Raw genomic sequence first — 18,898 nt, 5'->3', positions numbered from 1 at the left:
TTGAAAAAAGGAGGGGTGGCAAAATTCTGACAAAGTCGAATTTTGACGGGGTGGTTTGTTCCAAATTGAACACTTTTTAGCTTGTTCTGTGCCAAAAAACCACCCCGCCGACTGTCGTCAGGCACCCCTCCTTGAAAAAAGGAGCGACAGTCGCACGGGGGAAACCCCAACCTTGCGTAACTCCTATTAATATAGAAAAATAATATATCTATTTCTACAATTCTTTCACCCTCAATCAGGCAATAAACTAATCAAATTCAGCAAATTTTCATCGGGTGCTGGCTGATTTCCTTTCAAAGACTGAATGTACTCAATATCAATTTTTGCAGGAAACAACGACGGTATCAGATATTGCAGCGTAACGGTATCAATCTCAGAGTTTTGTTCGAGTCCCGAATAACCTTTTATCTGATTGCTTTTTGAAATATTTCTGACATAAAAACCCTCTTTCGTAAAAATCAAATCGGGAGGAGTTTCGAGCCATTTTTTATCGTGAAAATTAGTATCGGCAACAGTATAAAGCGTATTTCCGATTAGAAACTTCAACGAATCCAAATCATTGATGCGATAGGAGTTCTTCGACTCGTCATAATTATCGTGCATATTACTCAGACGCAGCAAGAAATCAAAAAACGCTGGCATTTTGGCCTTGGTTGGCGTTGGAGCTTTCTCTTGTTTGCGAGTAGAAATCTGAATCGGGAAACCAACCAATTCGGGATGCACGATGTAGCCACTGGCAAAAATTCCATCTAAACAAATGGCTTTTAGTTGGCTGGCTTCGGTTGGCATTTTTATCAAATTGCTCGAAAAACCTAAATCTTTCGTCATTTTTTCTTTGAGTTTCTCCAAAAGCGGAGCAAACAAAAAGCCTCGACCTGTCAATAAAATACCCTCACAATCAATTCCTTTTTCGATGTTTGTCACTACGCCCTTCATGTTTTCAACGATGTTGGAAGTAATTACCTCACAAGCGTTTTCAACATAACCGCCCCAATCATAAAAACCATCGACTTTCTGCAAGAGCAAATTGAGGTTGGCGATTGTGGCCGTAAATTCGTTATTGGCAAAAGTGCGGAGATTAACATCGCCACTTTGAGCGGCCGCATTCCATGCCCGTTCGACCGCCTCTTGGTTTTCGGGTGAACGTTTACTGTACTGAAATTTAAGCGATTCGATTTTCTCGAAAAGCTGGTTCATTTGTCCTTTTTCGGCCTTTTCGAGTGATTCTAAGAAAAACGCCTTCGTAGCCGCAGGATTGAGCGAGTTTTTGAGAATAAAATGCAAAATCGACTCAAAGAAAGCATAACTTATCAGATTGCCCGCCCCCGCAAAACCATTGCGATACAAAGATTTGATTTTGCGTGAATTATTCGACCCCGTTTGGATAATCGAAAAATCGGTTGTGCCTTTGCCGCAATCAACAATAATATAGTATTTATTGGCACTGATTTCGTTGAGACCTTTGCTGAAATAGCCCAAAAATGCAGCATCACTTTCCGAAATCGTCACTACCTCCCAAGCCTTTATTTTGTGGGCGTAGGCGTGCTGCTGTAAATCCTTGAAAATCTCGTTGATAACCTCTTTTGTGTTGGCTACTTCGTGAATACTATAAATATTTGGCACCAAAACCGTAAAACGAATGAATGTATTTTCGCTTTCGTCGTCAAGCACGTTGTGCAGGGTTGCCTCAATAAACGATTTCAGAATCGTAGAATACGCCTGATTTTTGAGGTCGTCTAAACTCAGCGAACGCACTTTGTCGTTGAGGATTGACTGAAAATCCATAAACTTCAAAATATCGCCGTGTTTGTGAGCCAATTTGAGGTTTGAAAGCTGATGAAAATTATTGGTCAGATTAGAATTGAGTTCGTTTTTCTGCACCAAAAACTTCAATTCATCTTCATTTTTGATAAATCTATCCTTTCTTTCGTGAAAATCATGCAGTTTTTTCTTCAAAAAGAAAATCGACTTGATGAAGTCGGTGTTTTTCTCGAATTGAATAAAATTTTGGTCGTCTTCGGTGAGTCCTTTGAAATCCTTGACCAATTTAAACAAACTTTTAGAAGGACTTCTCTTGGTATATCGACGGTTGATGTATTGATAATTACTGACTTTCAGTTGCGATGCCTCCGAACCAAAATCAAGTCCGAAATGGTGGAAACAGCTTGCATGAGCTAAATGAAAATGCAGCCTATTTTGGTAGGTTTTGCCATTGCTTTCGTACGAAAAATGGCAGTTGATATAATCTTGCTGAATGGGTTCTTCGGGAATATGGTCGATGTAATGACCGATGATTTTAAAATCATTGGCATTATCAATGACCGAAAACTCAATGTCGCCCAAGAGATAAGAATTTTGCTGAAAAGTAGGCTGAACAACCGTTGGCTGTGGTTTTGTTGGATTTTTCCAATCATCCTCTTCATCGGTGTTGGCTTGAAACGCAGCGGGTTTGCTTGATGTCGATAAATGAATGTGTAATTGCGGAATTGTGGCATCAAACGACACATTCAACTGCAAATTGGCCAACAAAACATCACTTTCGTTGGTCACGAGGGTCTGCATCAATTTGCTTTTATCAATCGAAAACAGCGTAAAAGCGTTGTTTTCTAAGGGTAATTCGATGATAAAAGACTCGTTACTTTCAGAAAATCTTCCTTTTAAATCAAGGTAATTGGTGCGGCGGTTGTTAATGGTAAGTGGAAGGATGTATTTCATAAAGTAATAGCTAAGAAAGGATTAATGCGTAAACAAATTTACTATTTATTCCAAAAAACTGATGCCAATGCCAAAGATTTATTGGCTTTTGCATTAACGTAAGTATTGGGCGATTTATTTATTTCTGAAAGATACTTTATTTGAGCTATTATGCCCCAAAAGGTTTTGCGGAGAATAATTTTGCTAATCTCCGCAAATTATGCGGAGATTAATGCTTATATTCACCGCATAAATGATTTTTACTATGGGTTTTTATATACATCAGCGAGAAAATTGGACAAACTTTACGTGGGACGATGCCGCTTTGTCGGTATCGCTCGGCAAGGTCAGAAACCTGCAAGGTAAACTTATTGGCAAAATGGAAATCTTGGGTTTTGCCTTACGCCAAGAGGCTCTTTTAGAAACACTCTCGCTGGATGTACTGAAATCTTCGGAAATTGAAGGAGAATTTCTTAATCCCGAACAGGTGCGTTCGTCGTTGGCTCGGAAACTCGGAATGGACATTGCGGGCTTGGTGGCTTCCGACAGGAATGTAGATGGAATGGTAGAAATGATGCTCGATGCTACCCAAAATAACCAAACGGCACTGAGCGAAAAACGACTCTTCGATTGGCACGCTGCTTTGTTTCCGACTGGCAGAAGTGGCATGTATGCCATTGAAGTGGCGGCGTGGCGTACTGGAGAAATGCAGGTAGTTTCGGGGGCTTTGGGTAAGGAAAAAGTGCATTTTCAAGCACCCAATGCGGCACTTCTGCCCCAAGAAATGAGCAAATTTATTGATTGGTTCAATGCCGAGCAAAGCCTCGACCCTGTGCTAAAAGCTGGTATTGCACATTTGTGGTTTCTGACGATTCACCCGTTTGATGATGGAAATGGCCGCATTGCGAGAGCCATTACCGATATGCAATTATCAAAAACAGATGGTAGTTCACAGCGATTTTTTAGTATGTCGGCACAGATACGGAAACAGCGAAACGACTACTACGCCATACTCGAAAAAACGCAAAAAGGCACATCAAACATTACGGGTTGGTTGCTTTGGTTTATGGAATGCCTGACCCAAGCATTGCTCGATACCGACACGGTTCTTGAAAAGGTTTTATCTAAAGCAAAGTTTTGGGATATACACCGAAACACAGCATTTAACGACCGCCAAAAGCTGATAATCAATAAGTTAATGGATAATTTTGAAGGCAAACTTACTTCTTCAAAATGGGCAAAAATTGCCAAATGCTCACCCGACACCGCTCTGAGAGATATACAAGATTTGATAAAGAAAGAAGTACTACAAAAAGAAGCCGCTGGCGGTAGAAGTACTAATTATGAGTTGGTTGTGCCGAATAATAAATAAAGGGAGACAAATTTGTTGGAGATTGGAGATGTTGATTTGAGATACGGTATATTTGGAAACTGACGTCATTTGAGTTTAATACCAACTAAACCATAAGTAAATGAAGTATTTACAAACAACCATTTCAAAAAACAATATTATTCAAAAAGTTGAAAATGACAATTCTGAGTTTTTAGATTGTAGTGATATTATATTGAGTTGGAAAAATGCTTTAAATCTAAAAAAAGAGAACTTAGAAACTGGTGAAATTGGTTTAAGGAATCCACAAATTGGGGCTATTTATTCAATTTTATCTCATTGGACACATTCAAATGAAATTGGTACAGTGGTGATGCCTACTGGGACAGGAAAAACTGAAACAATGCTATCTGTTTTAGTACTGGCACAAGTCCAAAAACTATTAATCATTGTTCCAACAGACCCATTAAGAAAGCAAATTTCTGAAAAATTTATAAATCTTGGACTTTTAAGTAAACTTGGATTGTTGAATTCAAATTATTTATTCCCAGTAGTTGGGGTAATAAAATCAAATTTTAGTACAGAAGAAGATGCTAACTCATTTTTCAAGAAATGTAATGTAATTGTTGCAACAGCAAATATTATTTCAAGAGTTGCTAATCAATATTTACAAGTACTAAAAAATAACTTGACAAATATTTTCATTGATGAAGCTCATCACTCAGAAGCAACCACTTGGAATAATTTTAGAGATAATTTAAAAGACAAAAAAATAATTCAATTTACCGCAACACCATTTAGGAACGACAACAAAATGTTGGGTGGTAAAATAATTTTTAACTATCCACTAAGAAAAGCCCAAGAAGAAGGTTACTTTCAGAAAATCAATTTTACCAAACTACATCAATATGGTAATCAAATAGAAAAAGATAATGCAATAGCAATAGCTGCAATAAGTCAATTAAAAGAAGATAAAAAAATATTTCCTCATATACTTTTAGCAAGAGTTGGGACTACAAAAAGGGCAAATGAAGTTTATGAAATCTATAAATTATTTACTGAGTTTAGAGTAGTTAAAATCCACTCACAACTACTAACAAAAGAAAAAACAGAAATCTACAATAAGATTATTAGCAAAGAAATTGATGTAATTGTTTGTGTAGATATGCTTGGGGAAGGCTTTGACTTACCCGAACTGAAAATTGCGGCTTTCCACGATATAAGAAAAAGTTTACCTATAACATTACAATTTATTGGAAGATTCACGAGAACTAAATATGACGAGCAATTAGGTAATGCCACAATAATTGCAAACTTAGCAGATTTAGAGGTTGCAAATGAATTAGAGGACTTATACGCACAAGATGTAGATTGGAATATTTTATTACCAAATATTAGCCAAAACAGAACACAGAAAGAAGTAGATTTATATGAGTTCTTAAATGGCTTTTCAAATTTAGAAGGTTTTCCATTGTCTATTCAAAGTTTAAAACCAGCACAAAGCACAGTTGTTTTTAAAAACAACACAGATACTTGGTTTCCTTCAAATTTTGAGAAAGGTTTACAAAATATAGATAGTTATGATTTAATTCGTCATAGCATAAATCCAAAGAACAAAACATTGATAATATTAACTGCAAAAAAGAATCTAAAAGATTGGGTTAGTAGTGAGAATATTTTTGACTTCTCTTGGAATTTATACATAGTATTTTGGGAGACAAAAAAGAACTTACTATTTATTCATAGTTCAGACACAAAAAGTTTGCATATAGAATTAGCAAAAGCGATAATTGGAGAAGAGGCTCAAATTATAAATGGTGAAAATGATGGTGCAATTTTTAGGGTTTTAAGCGGTATAAAAAGATTAAAGCTTCAAAATGTTGGGCTTGTAGAAGTTTTAGGTAAGCTTATTCGTTTTCAGATGCGAGTTGGTTCTGACATTGAAGCTGCATTAAGCCAGACACAAATCAACAATTCTAAAAAATCATTCATTTTTGGAAGTGGTTACGAGAATGGAGAAGACGATAATATTGGATGTTCTTACAAGGGTCGTATTTGGTGTAAACGAAAGACTAATTTGGTTGAATTTATTAATTGGTGCAAAAAGTTAGGGAATAAAATAACGGATAAAAATATAGATAGTGAAGAAGTTTTAAAAGGTACACTAATGCCAAAAGCATTAAAACAAAGGCCTAATTTATTCCCATTTTGTATAGATTGGAGCGAAGAATTTTACTTAAATTCAGAATTGCGATACTCATTTGTCATTGATAATATTAACTACGATTTTTATAACATCAGTTTAGTATTGATAAATCCTTCAGAAACTGGCAATATAAAATGCGGATTTGAAGTAGATAATAAATTAATTTTAGAATTGGAATTAGAAATCTATACAAATTTTCAAAACTTTGGCGATTATAAATTTATAAAAATTAACCCAAAAACAGATGCAATTATAAAATTTGGTACACAAGAAAAAAATATTGAAAAATATTTTTATGAAAATCCTCCTGTAATCTGGTTTGCTAACGGTGATTTTTTAGAAGGGAACAATTATATTGAATTAAAAACTTTAATTAATCCATTCAATAAAGAACAAATAATTACTTGGAATTGGTCTGGAATAGATTTAAGTGTTGAAGCACAAGGTGTAAAACCTAAAAAAACAAATTCAATACAATTTAGGAGTTTAGAAATTTTAAAACAGTTAGATTATGATATTATCTACGATGACGATGGTTCAGGCGAAATTGCAGATATTGTAACAATTAAAGTTTTAGGGGAAAAAATAGAAGTTGAACTTTACCACATAAAATATTCAAAAAGTGGAAAAATTGATAGTCAAATTTCAAATTTATATGAAGTATGCGGACAAGCACAAAAATCTGTAAATTGGAAATTCAAGAAAAGTAAAGAGTTTTTAGACCATTTATTAAGAAGGGAAATCAAAAAAGATAAAACAGAAAGCTGTTCAAGGTTTGAGAAAGGAACAAGGGATGATTTAATTAAAGTCTTAAAGTTAGTTCATAATAGAATCCCTATAATCTTTAAAGTATTCATAATTCAACCAAGTATTTCGCAAGCAACTGTGACGGAACAACAATTAACTTTACTTGGTGTCACAGAAAATTATTTATTAGAAAGGGCAATGATTAATTTGAAAGTAATAGGAAGCTTATAAAATAAATCATTAAACAGAAAGTTTACCAAAGTAGAAAACAATCTCTACTTTGGTAAGTTTTTTCAACTCAAATTTTCATATTTACCCTCCTACTTCAAAACCTTAATCTTAATATCTTTAAAATAGGCGATGCTTTTGGGGTCGTGGCCTTGTAGGGCAACCGTACCCGAACTCAATCTTTTTAGTCCACGGTTTTCGGGGAGGGTGTCAGGCTCGGTGTAATCAACCGCTACTTTATCATCAATTTTTATGATGATGTGCTTGTCTTGCACAATGATATGGTATTCGTACCACTCGTTGTCTTTCGCAAAGTTTTCTTTCACATCATTTATGCCATACAAACTTCCCGTTTTACGCCAGTCGGTGTGGGTTTGATTTACTTGCACTTCGTAGCCTTTTTCGGGCCAGCCTTTTGCCTGATACGCCGTGTGAATAAATATACCAGAGTTTGAGCCAGGGAGCGTTTTGGCTTTTAGTTTAAACTCAAAATTCTTAAAATCGTGGTTGCCAACTTTGCCTTCGTAGAATAAGTGGGCTCGTTCGCCCGCTACTTTTATTGTTCCGTCTTCGATAGAAAATGTGGCGGGGTGGTCTTCGTTTATTTTCCAGCCGTCAAACGATTTGCCATCAAAAAGCGAAACCCAACCTTTTTCTTTTTTCTGCGAAAAGGCCAAACTGACCGACAACAACAAACACAACAATACTGATAGTTTTTTCATGATTAAAATTGATTCGTAGGATTGAATATTAGTTTAAAGACCCTAATTTACGAATACATTTTTATCTAACGTTGTGCTTTCTGATAATAATTGTTTGAATTGGTTTACTAAGTTTTACAATTTCTACATGAGGAAAGTGACCTCCCCAGCCCTGCTCCATTGGGGAGAGCTGGGGAGGTATTTTTAGTTTCCCCTCCTTTTTAAGGAGGGGAAATTTTTAACCAATATATACTATCATCGGCAAGATTTTGCAGGGCTAACCCAATTTAATATTTTCAACTCAAATTTTCCGATTTTAGACTATAAACAACCAGTCCAGTTACCAAAAGCGGCAGTGAAAAAAGACTAAAAAGCATCTGAATACTCAGACCAGCATCAGACAAAACCCCAAAAAGTGTTGGCCCAAGAATAGCCCCCATACGCCCTACGCCTATTGAAAAACCAACGCCAGTCGTGCGAATTTCGGTCGGATAAACCCTCGAAATTGTTGGGTACATACCATTGAAACCACCTTGAACGAAGATTCCGATGAAGAAAATCATGACAAACATCATGGCCGTATTGAGCGTAAAATTTCCATAAATCAGCATCACGGCAAAGGCCAAAAGCATAAAACTCAAGACAGTTTTTTTCAAGCCCAATCGGCCAGCGACCCAACCCATCGAAGCCGTGCCGATGGCCGCTCCTGCATTGAGTGCGATACCTACGTAAGTAGCCATTTCAAAAGGTAAACCAGCTTCTTTGGCAATGTTTGGCACCCAACTCATGAGCGTGTAGAGCGTCAAGAAACCAAAGAAAATAGCCACCCAAACTTTAAAAGTAGAATTTCGGTAAGCTGGCTTGAATAATTCTTTTATCGGGGCGGCTGTTTGTTCGGTAGGTTTTTGTGGCAATGCTTTGATGCCATCGTGGCCCATTTTTGTGAGCAAATCATTGATTTTTTGTTGAGCGTTTTCGGGTTGTTTTTTTGCCAAAAACTCCAACGAATCGGTCATGTAAACAAACACTCCGATAAGCATCAACAACGAAATACCGCCCGCAAACAAAAAGGCAAATCGCCAACCGAATTCGGGAATGGCGTAGGCACAGAAAAAGCCCGTAAAAATTGCCCCAACTGGCCAACCAGCCTGCACCAGTCCGACGTTGAAATCTCGGTTTTTATTGTTTGAAAACTCCGAAGCCGTGGCGGCCATCGTTGGTAAAATTCCACCAATACCCAAGCCAGTGAGGAAACGTAAGAGTAATAATTGTGTATAACTCGTGCAGAAAAACACCAATAACATTCCGCTCGTAATGAAAGTCAAAGAAATAAGAAAAACCTTGCGGCGGCCAAGTTTATCGCCCAATGGAGCGAGCAAAAATGCCCCTGCCATCATACCCGTCAAACCCGCACTAAAGACATAGCCCATTTCGGTTTTCGTCAGTCCCCATTCCTTCGTAATATCTGAGCCAGAAAACGACACCACCAGCACATCAATGCCATCGTTCATGTTTAGCACAAAGCAAATAGCCACGATTATGATTTGAAAAGTACTCATCGGGCTATTATCAATGAGATTTTTGAAGCGGTTTTGTAGGTCTGAATAGGTCATAGAGGTATTTAGAATCAAACCGCAAAAATGCTTCATTTCAAATAAATAAGCTATTTTCTGAATAAAATATATTTTCTTTGCGGCTTATTATATTATTGCTTTGGTTTTTGTGTTTGTATTTAGCTGATTAACAAGCATTTCTAAAACAAAACAATCATTTAATCATAGATTTTCATGCGTAGTGCATTTTTAAATAAACCCAACGAAATTTTGTTAGAAGACATCAAAATTCCCGAGCCAAAGTTCGGTGAAGTGCGGGTTCGTTTATCGAAAGTGGGTATCTGTGGCTCGGATGTGCATTTGTTTTTGGGGCATCGTTTATTGGCCAACCCAACCATTATTGGTCATGAGGGTTTAGGGTTTATTGATAAAATCGGAGAAGGCATAAGCAATCGAAGCATTGGAGAAAGAGTGGCCATCGAACCCAATATTCCGTGCCGAAAATGCCAATATTGCCTAAGTGGACGAGGAAATATTTGCACCAATAAGCGAGTAATCGGACTAACCGAAGCAGGTTGTTTTGCCGAATACATCACGCTACCTGCCGATTTTGCATGGAAAATCCCCGAAGAAATCAGCGACGAAGATGCAGTTGTCCTTGAGCCAACCGCCGTTGCGGTGCATGCTCTTTTTAGCACAAAAACCAAACCTGGCGATACCATTGCAGTCATTGGGCTGGGAGCAATCGGGCTGCTGCTTACGCATTTGGCACTTTCGTTGGGTTATAGGGTTTTTGTAAGCGAACTCAATGCGGCAAAATTAAAAATCGCTACTGATTTGGGAGCAACGGCCATTTCTCCGACTGGCGATTTGGAAACTCAAACAACAGAATTATCGAAAATTTGGTTAGAAAATAATGTTTCGGCGGTTTTTGAATGTGCTGGGTCGTCACATACTGCTTCGCTGGCTACGGCAGCTGCACCTCGTGGCTCTGAGATTGTTTTAGTAGGGCTTTCGGGAAATTTAGCAACTTTCACCCCTCTAAAAATCGCCCGTGAAGGTATCCAGATTGTACCTTCCATCATCTACGACCACCCTTTTGATTTTGCCCGAGCCTTACAACTGATTCGCTCAAATATCATTCGTCCGAGTTTTATTATATCGAGCTATGCGTCTTTAGAAAACCTTCAAAGTGCTTTAGAGCTGGCCGCCACAGGAAACGAAAGTAAAATAGTAGTAAATATTACAGCATAATGAGTCAAACTAACAGCGTTTTTATTCTTACCCTTGCTATTATTGGCGTAGGATTCTTTCTAAAAAAATATAATTTCATTACAGAAAAGGAGGGAAAAACTATCTCAAAGTTTTTGATGCACACTACTTTTCCTGCCTTGATGATTGTCTCAACGGCTCGTGTAAAGCTTGATACTTCACTTTTTCTGATTCCGCTATTTTGTATTATTTTTTGCACAATTATGATTGCCGTTGCGTGGATTTGGTTTACCAAATATCCCAATGATTTACGTGGCGTACTGACAATGGGAGCGGGCGGACTAAATGTTGGTCTTTTTGGTTTCCCGATTATCGAGGGGCTTTTCGGGAAAGAAGCGATGGTATATGCCGTGATGTTTGATATTGGCAATACAATTATGACTTTCGGCGTGGTTTATCCGATTGGTAGTTATTTTTCGGCCAATCATAAAGGTTTGCCCGAATTTGGCACTTTAATGAAGAAAATCTTTCGTTTACCTCCTGTTTTGGGAATGGTTATCGGGCTACTTATCAATGTATCAGACATCGAAATGCCTACCTTATTCTTTGATTTCTTAGATACAATTGCCAAAGCAAATAAGGCTCTGGTGCTGCTTTTGATGGGAATTTACTTAAGTTTTGAACTAAATAAAAAACAAATGATAGCCATCTCGAAAGTACTGGTTATTCGCTACGCTGTCGGAATATTATTTGTGTTGGGAATTTACTTTAGCTTATCGCACGATAGTTTATTATATGCGGTCTTGATTGTTTGCGTAATGCTTCCTTCTGGTATGACAATCTTACCTTTTTCTGATGAGCTCAACTATGATTCTCGCATTGCAGGAACATTGGTTAATATTTCTCTCCTTATTAGTTTTGTGCTAATGTGGGGATTGGTTTTGGGACTACACTTGAATTAATTTTGTAACACAATTCTCCGAATTGCTCCAATACAGCACAATTCGGAGAATTATGCTACGACATTATATTTTGAATTCGACAAATTCATGGATATATTTGGCTTATCCAAACTAAGCCTAAACATGAAAAACTTCATCAAAACGCTGCTTATTTCTATCATAAGCATTTCTACCTTTGCCCAAACAATTAACATCAAGATTCTGCAACAGCCCGTCGAGGTTTATAAAGATAAATGGGGCGTTTCGCATATTTATGCCCAAAATGAGCATGATTTGTTCGTCACACAAGGCTATGTGGCGGCTTCTGACCGACTTTTTCAGCTCGAAATGTGGCGAAGACAAGCCACTGGCACAGTAGCCGAACTGCTGGGCGAACGTGAACTAAAGCGAGATATTGGCACAAGATTATTTAAGTTTCGGGGAAATCTAACGGCCGAATTACAGCATTATCATCCACGAAGCAAACAAATCATTGAGGCTTTTGTAGCAGGAATAAACGCCTACATTTCCGAAGCTCGACAAAAACCTGACGACCTTCCTTTTGAATTTAAGTTGCTCAACACTCTACCCGATTTCTGGACACCCGAAGTGGTCATTAGCCGCCATCAAGGGCTTTTGAGCAACATCGAAGACGAAATCAATAATGCACGTTTGGTAAAGATTTTAGGAGCTGATAAAATGCGAGAATTATCGTGGTTTCACCCAAAAAATTCAGACAATGAACCCAACCTCGAACTCGATAAAATGCTTGATAACGATGTGCTTTTTGAGCATATTTTAGAATATTACGAAGCGTTTAGAGCTCCTCTAAAATTCCCAAAACCAGATAATAAAGTAGGTTTGCTCGACGATTTTCAAGATTGGTACAAAGACGAAAAAGATAATGTTGGCTCAAATAACTGGATAGTTTCGGGTAAACTCACCGAAAGTGGTTATCCTATGCTGGCAAATGACCCGCATAGAGCCCAATCTACACCTTCGCTGCGTTATTGGGTGCATTTGCACGCTCCAAATTGGAATGTCATTGGTGGTGGCGAACCAACTTTACCAGGGGTTTCGATTGGTCATAATGAATACGGTGCTTGGGGTTTGACCATTTTTGAAACCGACAACGAAGACCTGTATGTTTACGAAACTAACCCTAAAAACCCAAATCAATATAAATATAAAGGTGTTTGGGAAACCATAAAAGTCATTTCGGACACTATAAAAGTCAAAGGACAAGCCCCAAAAATAGTTCAATTAAAATATACCCGACACGGGCCAGTTGTTTTTGAAGATGCCAAAAACAATCATTTATATGCCGTTCGGGCGGGTTGGCAAGAAGTAGGTTGTGCTCCATATTTGGCCAGTTTACGCATGAATCAAGCCAAAAGTTGGGAAGAGTTTCGCAAAGCTTGCACGTTTAGCCGCATTCCAGGTGAAAACATGATTTGGGCAGATAAAAAAGGACATATCGGCTGGCAAGCGGTGGGTATCTCGCCGATTCGTAAAAATTGGTCGGGCTTAGTACCAGTGCCGGGCGATGGCCGTTATGAATGGGGCGGCTATTTACCTATTGAGCTTTTACCCAATAAATTCGACCCAGTAGAGGGTTTTGTGGCTACGGCCAATAATAATCTCACTCCTAATAATTTCCCGAACCGAAATGCTATCGGTTGGCGATGGGCAAATCCTGTACGTGCCAATCGTATTGAAGAAGTTTTGGCTTCGGGTAAAAAGCACACTTTAGAAGAATTTGCCTTGTTACAAAACGACTATGTTTCGCTTACGGCTCGTGTGTTAGTTCCGATGTTAAAAAGATTACCGATTGATGAAAAATATCGCAGCCTCAAATCAAAACTCGAAAACTGGGACACTTTTGAACTCAGTCCAGAATCGACCAACGCCACGGTTTATGTAGAATGGGAAAGTTTATTACAAAAGGCGGTTCATAAACTGGCCGTTCCCGAAAAAGCCCAAAAATACATGAAGTCAATTCCAACCAAACGCCTGACCGATTGGCTCGTGACTCCTCCACCATTTTTAGGGGCAAATCCATTGCTAAGTCGAGATTCGATTTTGATTGCGTGCTTCAAGCAAGCGGTTGATAATATTACCGCCAGACTGGGGAAAGACGAAAGCCAATGGCAATATGGCCAAGCTAATAATAAACATATCAAACTAACACACGCCCTTTCTGACTGGGTAACCGACCCCGCTTTGAAAGCTAAAATTAATCTTGGTCCAATTCCTCGGGGTGGTTATGGCGAAACCGTTAATAATTCAAGCAATAACCTCAACCAAACACACGGAGCATCTTTCAAAATAATTGTCGATACCGAAAATTGGGACAGAACTCTGGGCATAAATAATCCTGGTCAATCAGGCGACCCACGCTCGGAGCATTATGGAGATTTATTTAATTTATGGGGAACTGGCGGTTATTTTCCAGTCTATTTCACGAAATCAAAAATCGTAGCGGTTTCGGAGAAAGTTTTGATTTTGAAGCCGTGAGAAAATAATACTTTTACTATCATCCCAACGGGATGAAATATCGGTAGCTGATTAAATGATGAAAAAATACACATGCCGTAGGTATGTAACATTATATGTTGTGTTACATACCTACGGCATGTATAAAGACTTTTAAATTTCGTTTTTTCTACGGCGGCGGCCGACCGTCAATATTCAACTCCTAACGGAGTACATAAATTCTACGTAGAATATGTATCACGACTTCAATATTTCCCTCACCACTCTTTCACCCGAGCGAATTGCTCCGTCGATGTAGCCATTCCATACATCAGAGGTTTCCGTTCCTGCCCAGTGAATATTGCCGACTGGCTCACGGAGTGCTTTTCCGAGCGATGTCCACGCTCCCGTAGGCATAAGGCCAGCGTAGCACCCACGAGTAAATTCTTCAGCCGCCCAACTGTGGTCGATGTAAGTAATCGGATTTCGGGCTTTTTCGCCATAAAACTTAGCAAATGAATCCAAAATCGAAGTCTTTCGCTCTTCTTCTGATAAATTTGAAAACGCTTTTGCTTGATTTCCCAACACAAAACCCATCATTATTCCTTTGCTTCCATCTTTGGGTGAATTATCAAAAGTCACCGTCGTATAACCTTCATTAGTAGCCGATAAGCCATTTAAACCCGCTTCTCGCCAAAAGGGTCTGTCATAAATCGCATACGTTTTCCAGACCGTTCCCATTGGTATTCGTTGAGTAAGTTGTTCACGATTAGCTGGCATAAGTGGAAAATAATTGATTCGGCCAGCCAACGTTGGCGGAAGTGTCACTACAACTTTTTTTGCCAAAAACTCAAAACCCTCACCTTTAACAGTCACAATATCATTTTCCTGTGAAATACTTCTTACGACCGAATTTAACCTGATTTTATCTTTGAAAGTTTCGGCTAAACGCAAAGCGGGCTGCGATGCTCCGCCCAAAATGCGTTCTTCTTGAGCTCCATTTTTTACGTTCATCAAGGTATCTAAATCTCGCCCCGATTTTGTGTAGAAAAGTGCATGAAGCATCGAAACTTCATTAGGGTCGGCTGCCCAAATAGCTTCGGCAGCGAGTTTAAACATAATTTTAGCAGTCTTGAAACTCATTTGCTTATCCATCCAAGTGGCCAAAGTCATAGAGTCATAATATTCCGCATTAAGCGACTCCCACGGTTTTTCTAAATCAATGGTTTTTGAGAGTTTATTCATTCGCTTGATGGCAAAATCTAAACTCAGCAACGAACCAATCGGCAACGGAGGAATCAGCCCTTTGTAGCGTTTTACCTTTCCATTGAAAAGCAAGGTACTTTTTCCTTCATCATAAGTCGGGAAAGTCTGTACGCCAAATTCTTTGGCCAAGGCACAGATTTTATCTTGCGTTGGCCCAACCCAAGCCGCTCCTAAATCTAAATATGTGCCATCATCATAATACTTCGTATAAACTCGCCCCCCGACCCTATCACGAGCTTCGAGCAGTAAAACATCTTTTTCGGCTTTGAGGAGTTCACGGGTTGCGGTCAGGCCAGCGTAGCCAGCCCCAATGACAATGGCATCGTAGATTTTCATTTTTTTAGGTTTTAGAAATCAGGTTTTGGGAGTTAGATGTGTTTAATCAGAAATTTAGCAAATAAATTCTGTAAAAACCTAACTCCTAAAACCTAATTCCTACTCTCCTCCTTAAAACCTCTTTAAAACCAATTCACTCACTGTTTGTCCGATTGATAGTGAAGAAGTAGCCGCTGGCGATGGTGCATTACAAACATTGATGGCTTGTTGGTTCTCAAAAATCGCAAAATCATCTACCAACCCACCTTCACGGTCGCAGGCTTGAGCTCTCACACCCGCTGCACCCGCTACGAGGTCATCCGACTGAATTTCAGGAATTAATTCTTGCAAAGCTTTTGTAAAAGCCGCTTTCGAGAACGAACGATACATTTCGCCCAAACCCGTTTGCCAATATTTGGCCGCTACTTTCTGGAATCCTGGCCAAGCGAGGGTTTCAAATAATTCCTTGAAATTAATATCTAATTTCTTGTACCCTTCTCTACGGAAAGCCAAAACTGCATTTGGCCCTGCTTCTACGCCACCGTGAATCATGCGAGTAAAATGCACCCCCAAAAATGGGAAGTTGGGGTCAGGAACTGGATAAATGAGATTCTTAACAAGGTATTGTTTTTCGGGTTTTATCTCAAAATATTCGCCTCTAAATGGCGTGATTCTGAGGTTATTAGCACGCTCATCGGTCATTTGTCCAACTTTGTCAGAGTAAAGCCCTGCACAGTTTACGACTAATTTTGTTTCGTAGGTATTTTTTGAAGTTTTTATAACCGAAACTCCGTTTTTTGTAGAAATTCCTTCAACTTTTTCATTAAAAGCAATTTCTCCGCCCAATTTCTGAGTTTTAGCTAAGTATTTTTTGCAGACATCCGTGTAATCAATGATACCCGTTTGCGGTACAAAGAAGCCCTTCAAGCCTTTTACATGTGGCTCATATTCTTTCAATTGTTCCGACGAAAGCATCTTGAAACCATCTAAGCCATTTTGTTTTCCACGCTCAAAAAGCCCATCCAAAATCGAAATTTGTTCGGGTTGTGTGGCTACCACGATTTTTCCGCAAAGGTCATATTTAATGTCTTCTTTTTGGCAAAAATCCAGTAGCATATCGTAGCCACGAATACAATTCGTTGCTTTTAGGCTACCTGGCTTATAATAAAGCCCAGAGTGAATCACGCCACTATTATGACCTGTTTGGTGTTTGGCTACTACATCTTCTTTTTCGATGATAAGCAATTTCAAACTTGGGTTTTGCTCTTTTATACGCAAAGCAGTGGCAAGCCCAACGATACCTCCACCGATTACTGTTACATCATAAATCATTTTTTACAATTAAAAATTGAGAATTAAGAATTAAGACGGGGTCGCCCGTGCGATTAAGAATTATTTACATATTTCCGAACTCAAAATCGACATTGTTATCAATAGATATTTATTTTAAAATATATTTTCAAAGAAAAAACTGAGAAATCAACTTGAACTAAATGAAATTTCTAACACATTTATCTCATAATTCATATCTAATAACTCATAATTATTGGCCTTTCATTTAAAAAGTACAATTTTTCTTGGCGAATTGAATTACCAAACTTAAATTTGTGCAAATTTAACGACAACATTCAGACATGAAAAAGTTTAGTGTTTTATTATTTGCAGTAGCAGCGGTTTCGTTGGCTTCATGCGATTATCAAAAAACCAATGTTATTGAGCAAAAAGACGTTCGTCAAGGCGATGAGTGGGTTTACGGTGTAAGTCCAGATTCGGCAGCACGTCAATTAAAAAATAAATATACAGCTAATCCTGAGCTTGAAAAACGTACACAGGCAATTCAAGAAAAATTTTTCGGTTTAGGAAAGTCTAACGAAGGTGCATAATTACCTCAAATGATTTAGCTTATCAGTAGGCGGTTTACAGTTTATCATAGCATTTTGATGCTACATATACTGTAATATGCCTATTTTTTATTTTTTAATATCTCGTGATGCCAAAGCATCATTCAAAACGAAACTTCAAAAATGAACATAGCATTAGTTACAGGTTCGGCAGGTTTAATTGGTAGTGAATCAGTTGCCTTTTTTGCCGAAAAATTTGATTTAGTAATCGGTATCGACAATAATCTTCGTTCATACTTCTTCGGAGCAGAAGCTTCTACCGACTGGAATCGCAAAGGTTTGGAAGAAAAATACAGTAATTACCGTCACTATAAAGCAGATATTCGTTCGGAAGAAGAAATCGGTAAAATCTTTGAAGAATACGGTGCTGACATTAAACTCGTTGTTCATACGGCCGCACAACCAAGCCACGACTGGGCTGCCCGTGAGCCATTTACTGACTTTACGGTAAATGCCAACGGTACACTCGTAATGCTCGAATCAACTCGTAAATATTGCCCAGAAGCGGTATTTATCTTTACTTCAACCAATAAAGTTTATGGCGATACGCCTAATTACTTACCTTTGGTAGAATTAGAAACTCGTTGGGAAATCGACCAAAACCACCCATATTTTGCCAATGGTATCGATGAATTGATGTCAATCGACCACTCGAAACACTCAGTTTTTGGTGCATCGAAAGTAGCAGCTGACGTAATGGTACAAGAATATGGCAGATATTTCGGCATGAAAACTGCGGTTTTCCGTGGTGGATGTCTGACTGGTCCAAATCACTCGGGAGCTCAATTGCATGGTTTCTTGGCCTATTTAATGAAATGTGCTATTACAGGCAATCACTACACGATTTTCGGTTATAAAGGAAAGCAAGTACGTGATAATATCCATAGCTGGGATTTAGTGAATATGTTCTGGCATTTTTACCAAAACCCTCGTGCAGGAGAAGTGTATAATGCGGGTGGCGGACGCTTCTCGAACTGCTCAATGCAAGAAGGAATTGCAATTTGTGAAGAAATTACGGGCAACAAAATGAGTTACAGCTATGCCGAAGATAATCGCAGTGGCGACCACATTTGGTATATTTCTGACCTTACGAAGTTCAAAAATCACTACCCAGAATGGACTTGGAAATATGATTTAAAAACTACGCTTACACAGATGTACGATAACATCAGCAAGCGAGTATAAATGTCTGTACCAAAGGTTACGCACCACGGGTCTGACATTAGTTATGCACCGCAGATTTGACAATTTTCGCCTCTACGAAACGTCAGACCTGCGGTGCAGACGTTTTAATCCTACCAATCTTAGCGTTCTATCTAAGATTTTATG

Annotated in this window: 12 protein-coding genes; 7 read left to right on the top strand and 5 right to left on the bottom strand. The window is 38.5% G+C overall.

All coding sequences use genetic code 11. The features are described 5' to 3' along the window. Positions 1 to 231 precede the first annotated feature (231 nt). Positions 232 to 2,715, bottom strand: coding sequence for a hypothetical protein (locus ABR854_RS18845; RefSeq protein ID WP_350267394.1), 2,484 nt, complete (start codon positions 2,713 to 2,715; stop codon positions 232 to 234). Positions 2,716 to 2,959: 244 nt separating this feature from the next. On the opposite strand from ABR854_RS18845, the gene ABR854_RS18840 reads away from it, so the two are divergent. Further along, positions 2,960 to 4,066 carry a Fic family protein gene (locus tag ABR854_RS18840; RefSeq protein WP_502881213.1) on the top strand — a complete coding sequence of 369 codons (1,107 nt, stop codon included), beginning with the start codon at positions 2,960 to 2,962 and terminating at the stop codon, positions 4,064 to 4,066. A 100-nt stretch (positions 4,067 to 4,166) separates the two neighbouring features. Further along, complete coding sequence (locus tag ABR854_RS18835) at positions 4,167 to 7,208, top strand: DEAD/DEAH box helicase (RefSeq protein WP_350267392.1); 3,042 nt, start codon at positions 4,167 to 4,169, stop codon at positions 7,206 to 7,208. Between the two features lie 89 nt (positions 7,209 to 7,297). On the opposite strand, the gene ABR854_RS18830 is transcribed toward ABR854_RS18835, so the two are convergent. Together ABR854_RS18830 and ABR854_RS18825 are read right to left on the bottom strand one after the other, a co-directional pair. Continuing rightward, positions 7,298 to 7,927: a 3-keto-disaccharide hydrolase gene (locus ABR854_RS18830; protein WP_350267391.1), complete on the bottom strand. Its 630-nt coding sequence runs from the start codon at positions 7,925 to 7,927 to the stop codon at positions 7,298 to 7,300. A 275-nt stretch (positions 7,928 to 8,202) separates the two neighbouring features. Next, positions 8,203 to 9,573, bottom strand: a complete 1,371-nt coding sequence (locus ABR854_RS18825; protein WP_350267469.1) for an MFS transporter — start codon at positions 9,571 to 9,573, stop codon at positions 8,203 to 8,205. A 120-nt stretch (positions 9,574 to 9,693) separates the two neighbouring features. Here ABR854_RS18825 and ABR854_RS18820 point away from each other — a divergent pair, with 120 nt between their 5' ends. From ABR854_RS18820 to ABR854_RS18810, 3 genes are all read left to right on the top strand, one after another. After that, positions 9,694 to 10,713: a zinc-dependent alcohol dehydrogenase gene (locus tag ABR854_RS18820; RefSeq protein ID WP_350267390.1), complete on the top strand. Its 1,020-nt coding sequence runs from the start codon at positions 9,694 to 9,696 to the stop codon at positions 10,711 to 10,713. Beyond that, positions 10,713 to 11,633 carry an AEC family transporter gene (locus ABR854_RS18815; protein WP_350267389.1) on the top strand — a complete coding sequence of 307 codons (921 nt, stop codon included), beginning with the start codon at positions 10,713 to 10,715 and terminating at the stop codon, positions 11,631 to 11,633. The genes ABR854_RS18820 and ABR854_RS18815 overlap by 1 nt, the downstream gene beginning before the upstream one ends. 123 nt (positions 11,634 to 11,756) lie before the next feature. Next, positions 11,757 to 14,129 (top strand): penicillin acylase family protein, encoded by a 2,373-nt coding sequence (locus ABR854_RS18810; protein WP_350267388.1) that lies wholly within the window; start codon positions 11,757 to 11,759, stop codon positions 14,127 to 14,129. Between the two features lie 216 nt (positions 14,130 to 14,345). Here ABR854_RS18810 and ABR854_RS18805 read toward each other — a convergent pair whose 3' ends face one another. Together ABR854_RS18805 and lhgD are read right to left on the bottom strand one after the other, a co-directional pair. Continuing rightward, complete coding sequence (locus ABR854_RS18805; RefSeq protein WP_350267387.1) at positions 14,346 to 15,689, bottom strand: flavin monoamine oxidase family protein; 1,344 nt, start codon at positions 15,687 to 15,689, stop codon at positions 14,346 to 14,348. A gap of 111 nt (positions 15,690 to 15,800) precedes the next feature. After that, on the bottom strand, positions 15,801 to 16,997 hold the full coding sequence (gene lhgD, locus ABR854_RS18800) for an L-2-hydroxyglutarate dehydrogenase (protein WP_350267468.1): 1,197 nt from the start codon (positions 16,995 to 16,997) through the stop codon (positions 15,801 to 15,803). 305 nt (positions 16,998 to 17,302) lie between these two features. Between lhgD and ABR854_RS18795 the strand changes: the two genes are divergently transcribed. Together ABR854_RS18795 and ABR854_RS18790 are read left to right on the top strand one after the other, a co-directional pair. Further along, entirely contained in the window at positions 17,303 to 17,551 is a 249-nt protein-coding gene (locus tag ABR854_RS18795; protein WP_350267386.1) for a hypothetical protein, read from the top strand. Between the two features lie 141 nt (positions 17,552 to 17,692). After that, positions 17,693 to 18,754, top strand: a complete 1,062-nt coding sequence (locus ABR854_RS18790) for an NAD-dependent epimerase/dehydratase family protein (RefSeq protein WP_350267385.1) — start codon at positions 17,693 to 17,695, stop codon at positions 18,752 to 18,754. Positions 18,755 to 18,898: the final 144 nt, after the last annotated feature.

The organism is Emticicia sp. W12TSBA100-4 (assembly GCF_040253585.1).
In the GTDB taxonomy this organism is placed as follows: domain Bacteria; phylum Bacteroidota; class Bacteroidia; order Cytophagales; family Spirosomataceae; genus Emticicia.
The sequence above is the reverse complement of the archived record's forward strand: the minus strand, read 5'-3'. Positions and strand labels throughout refer to the sequence as shown.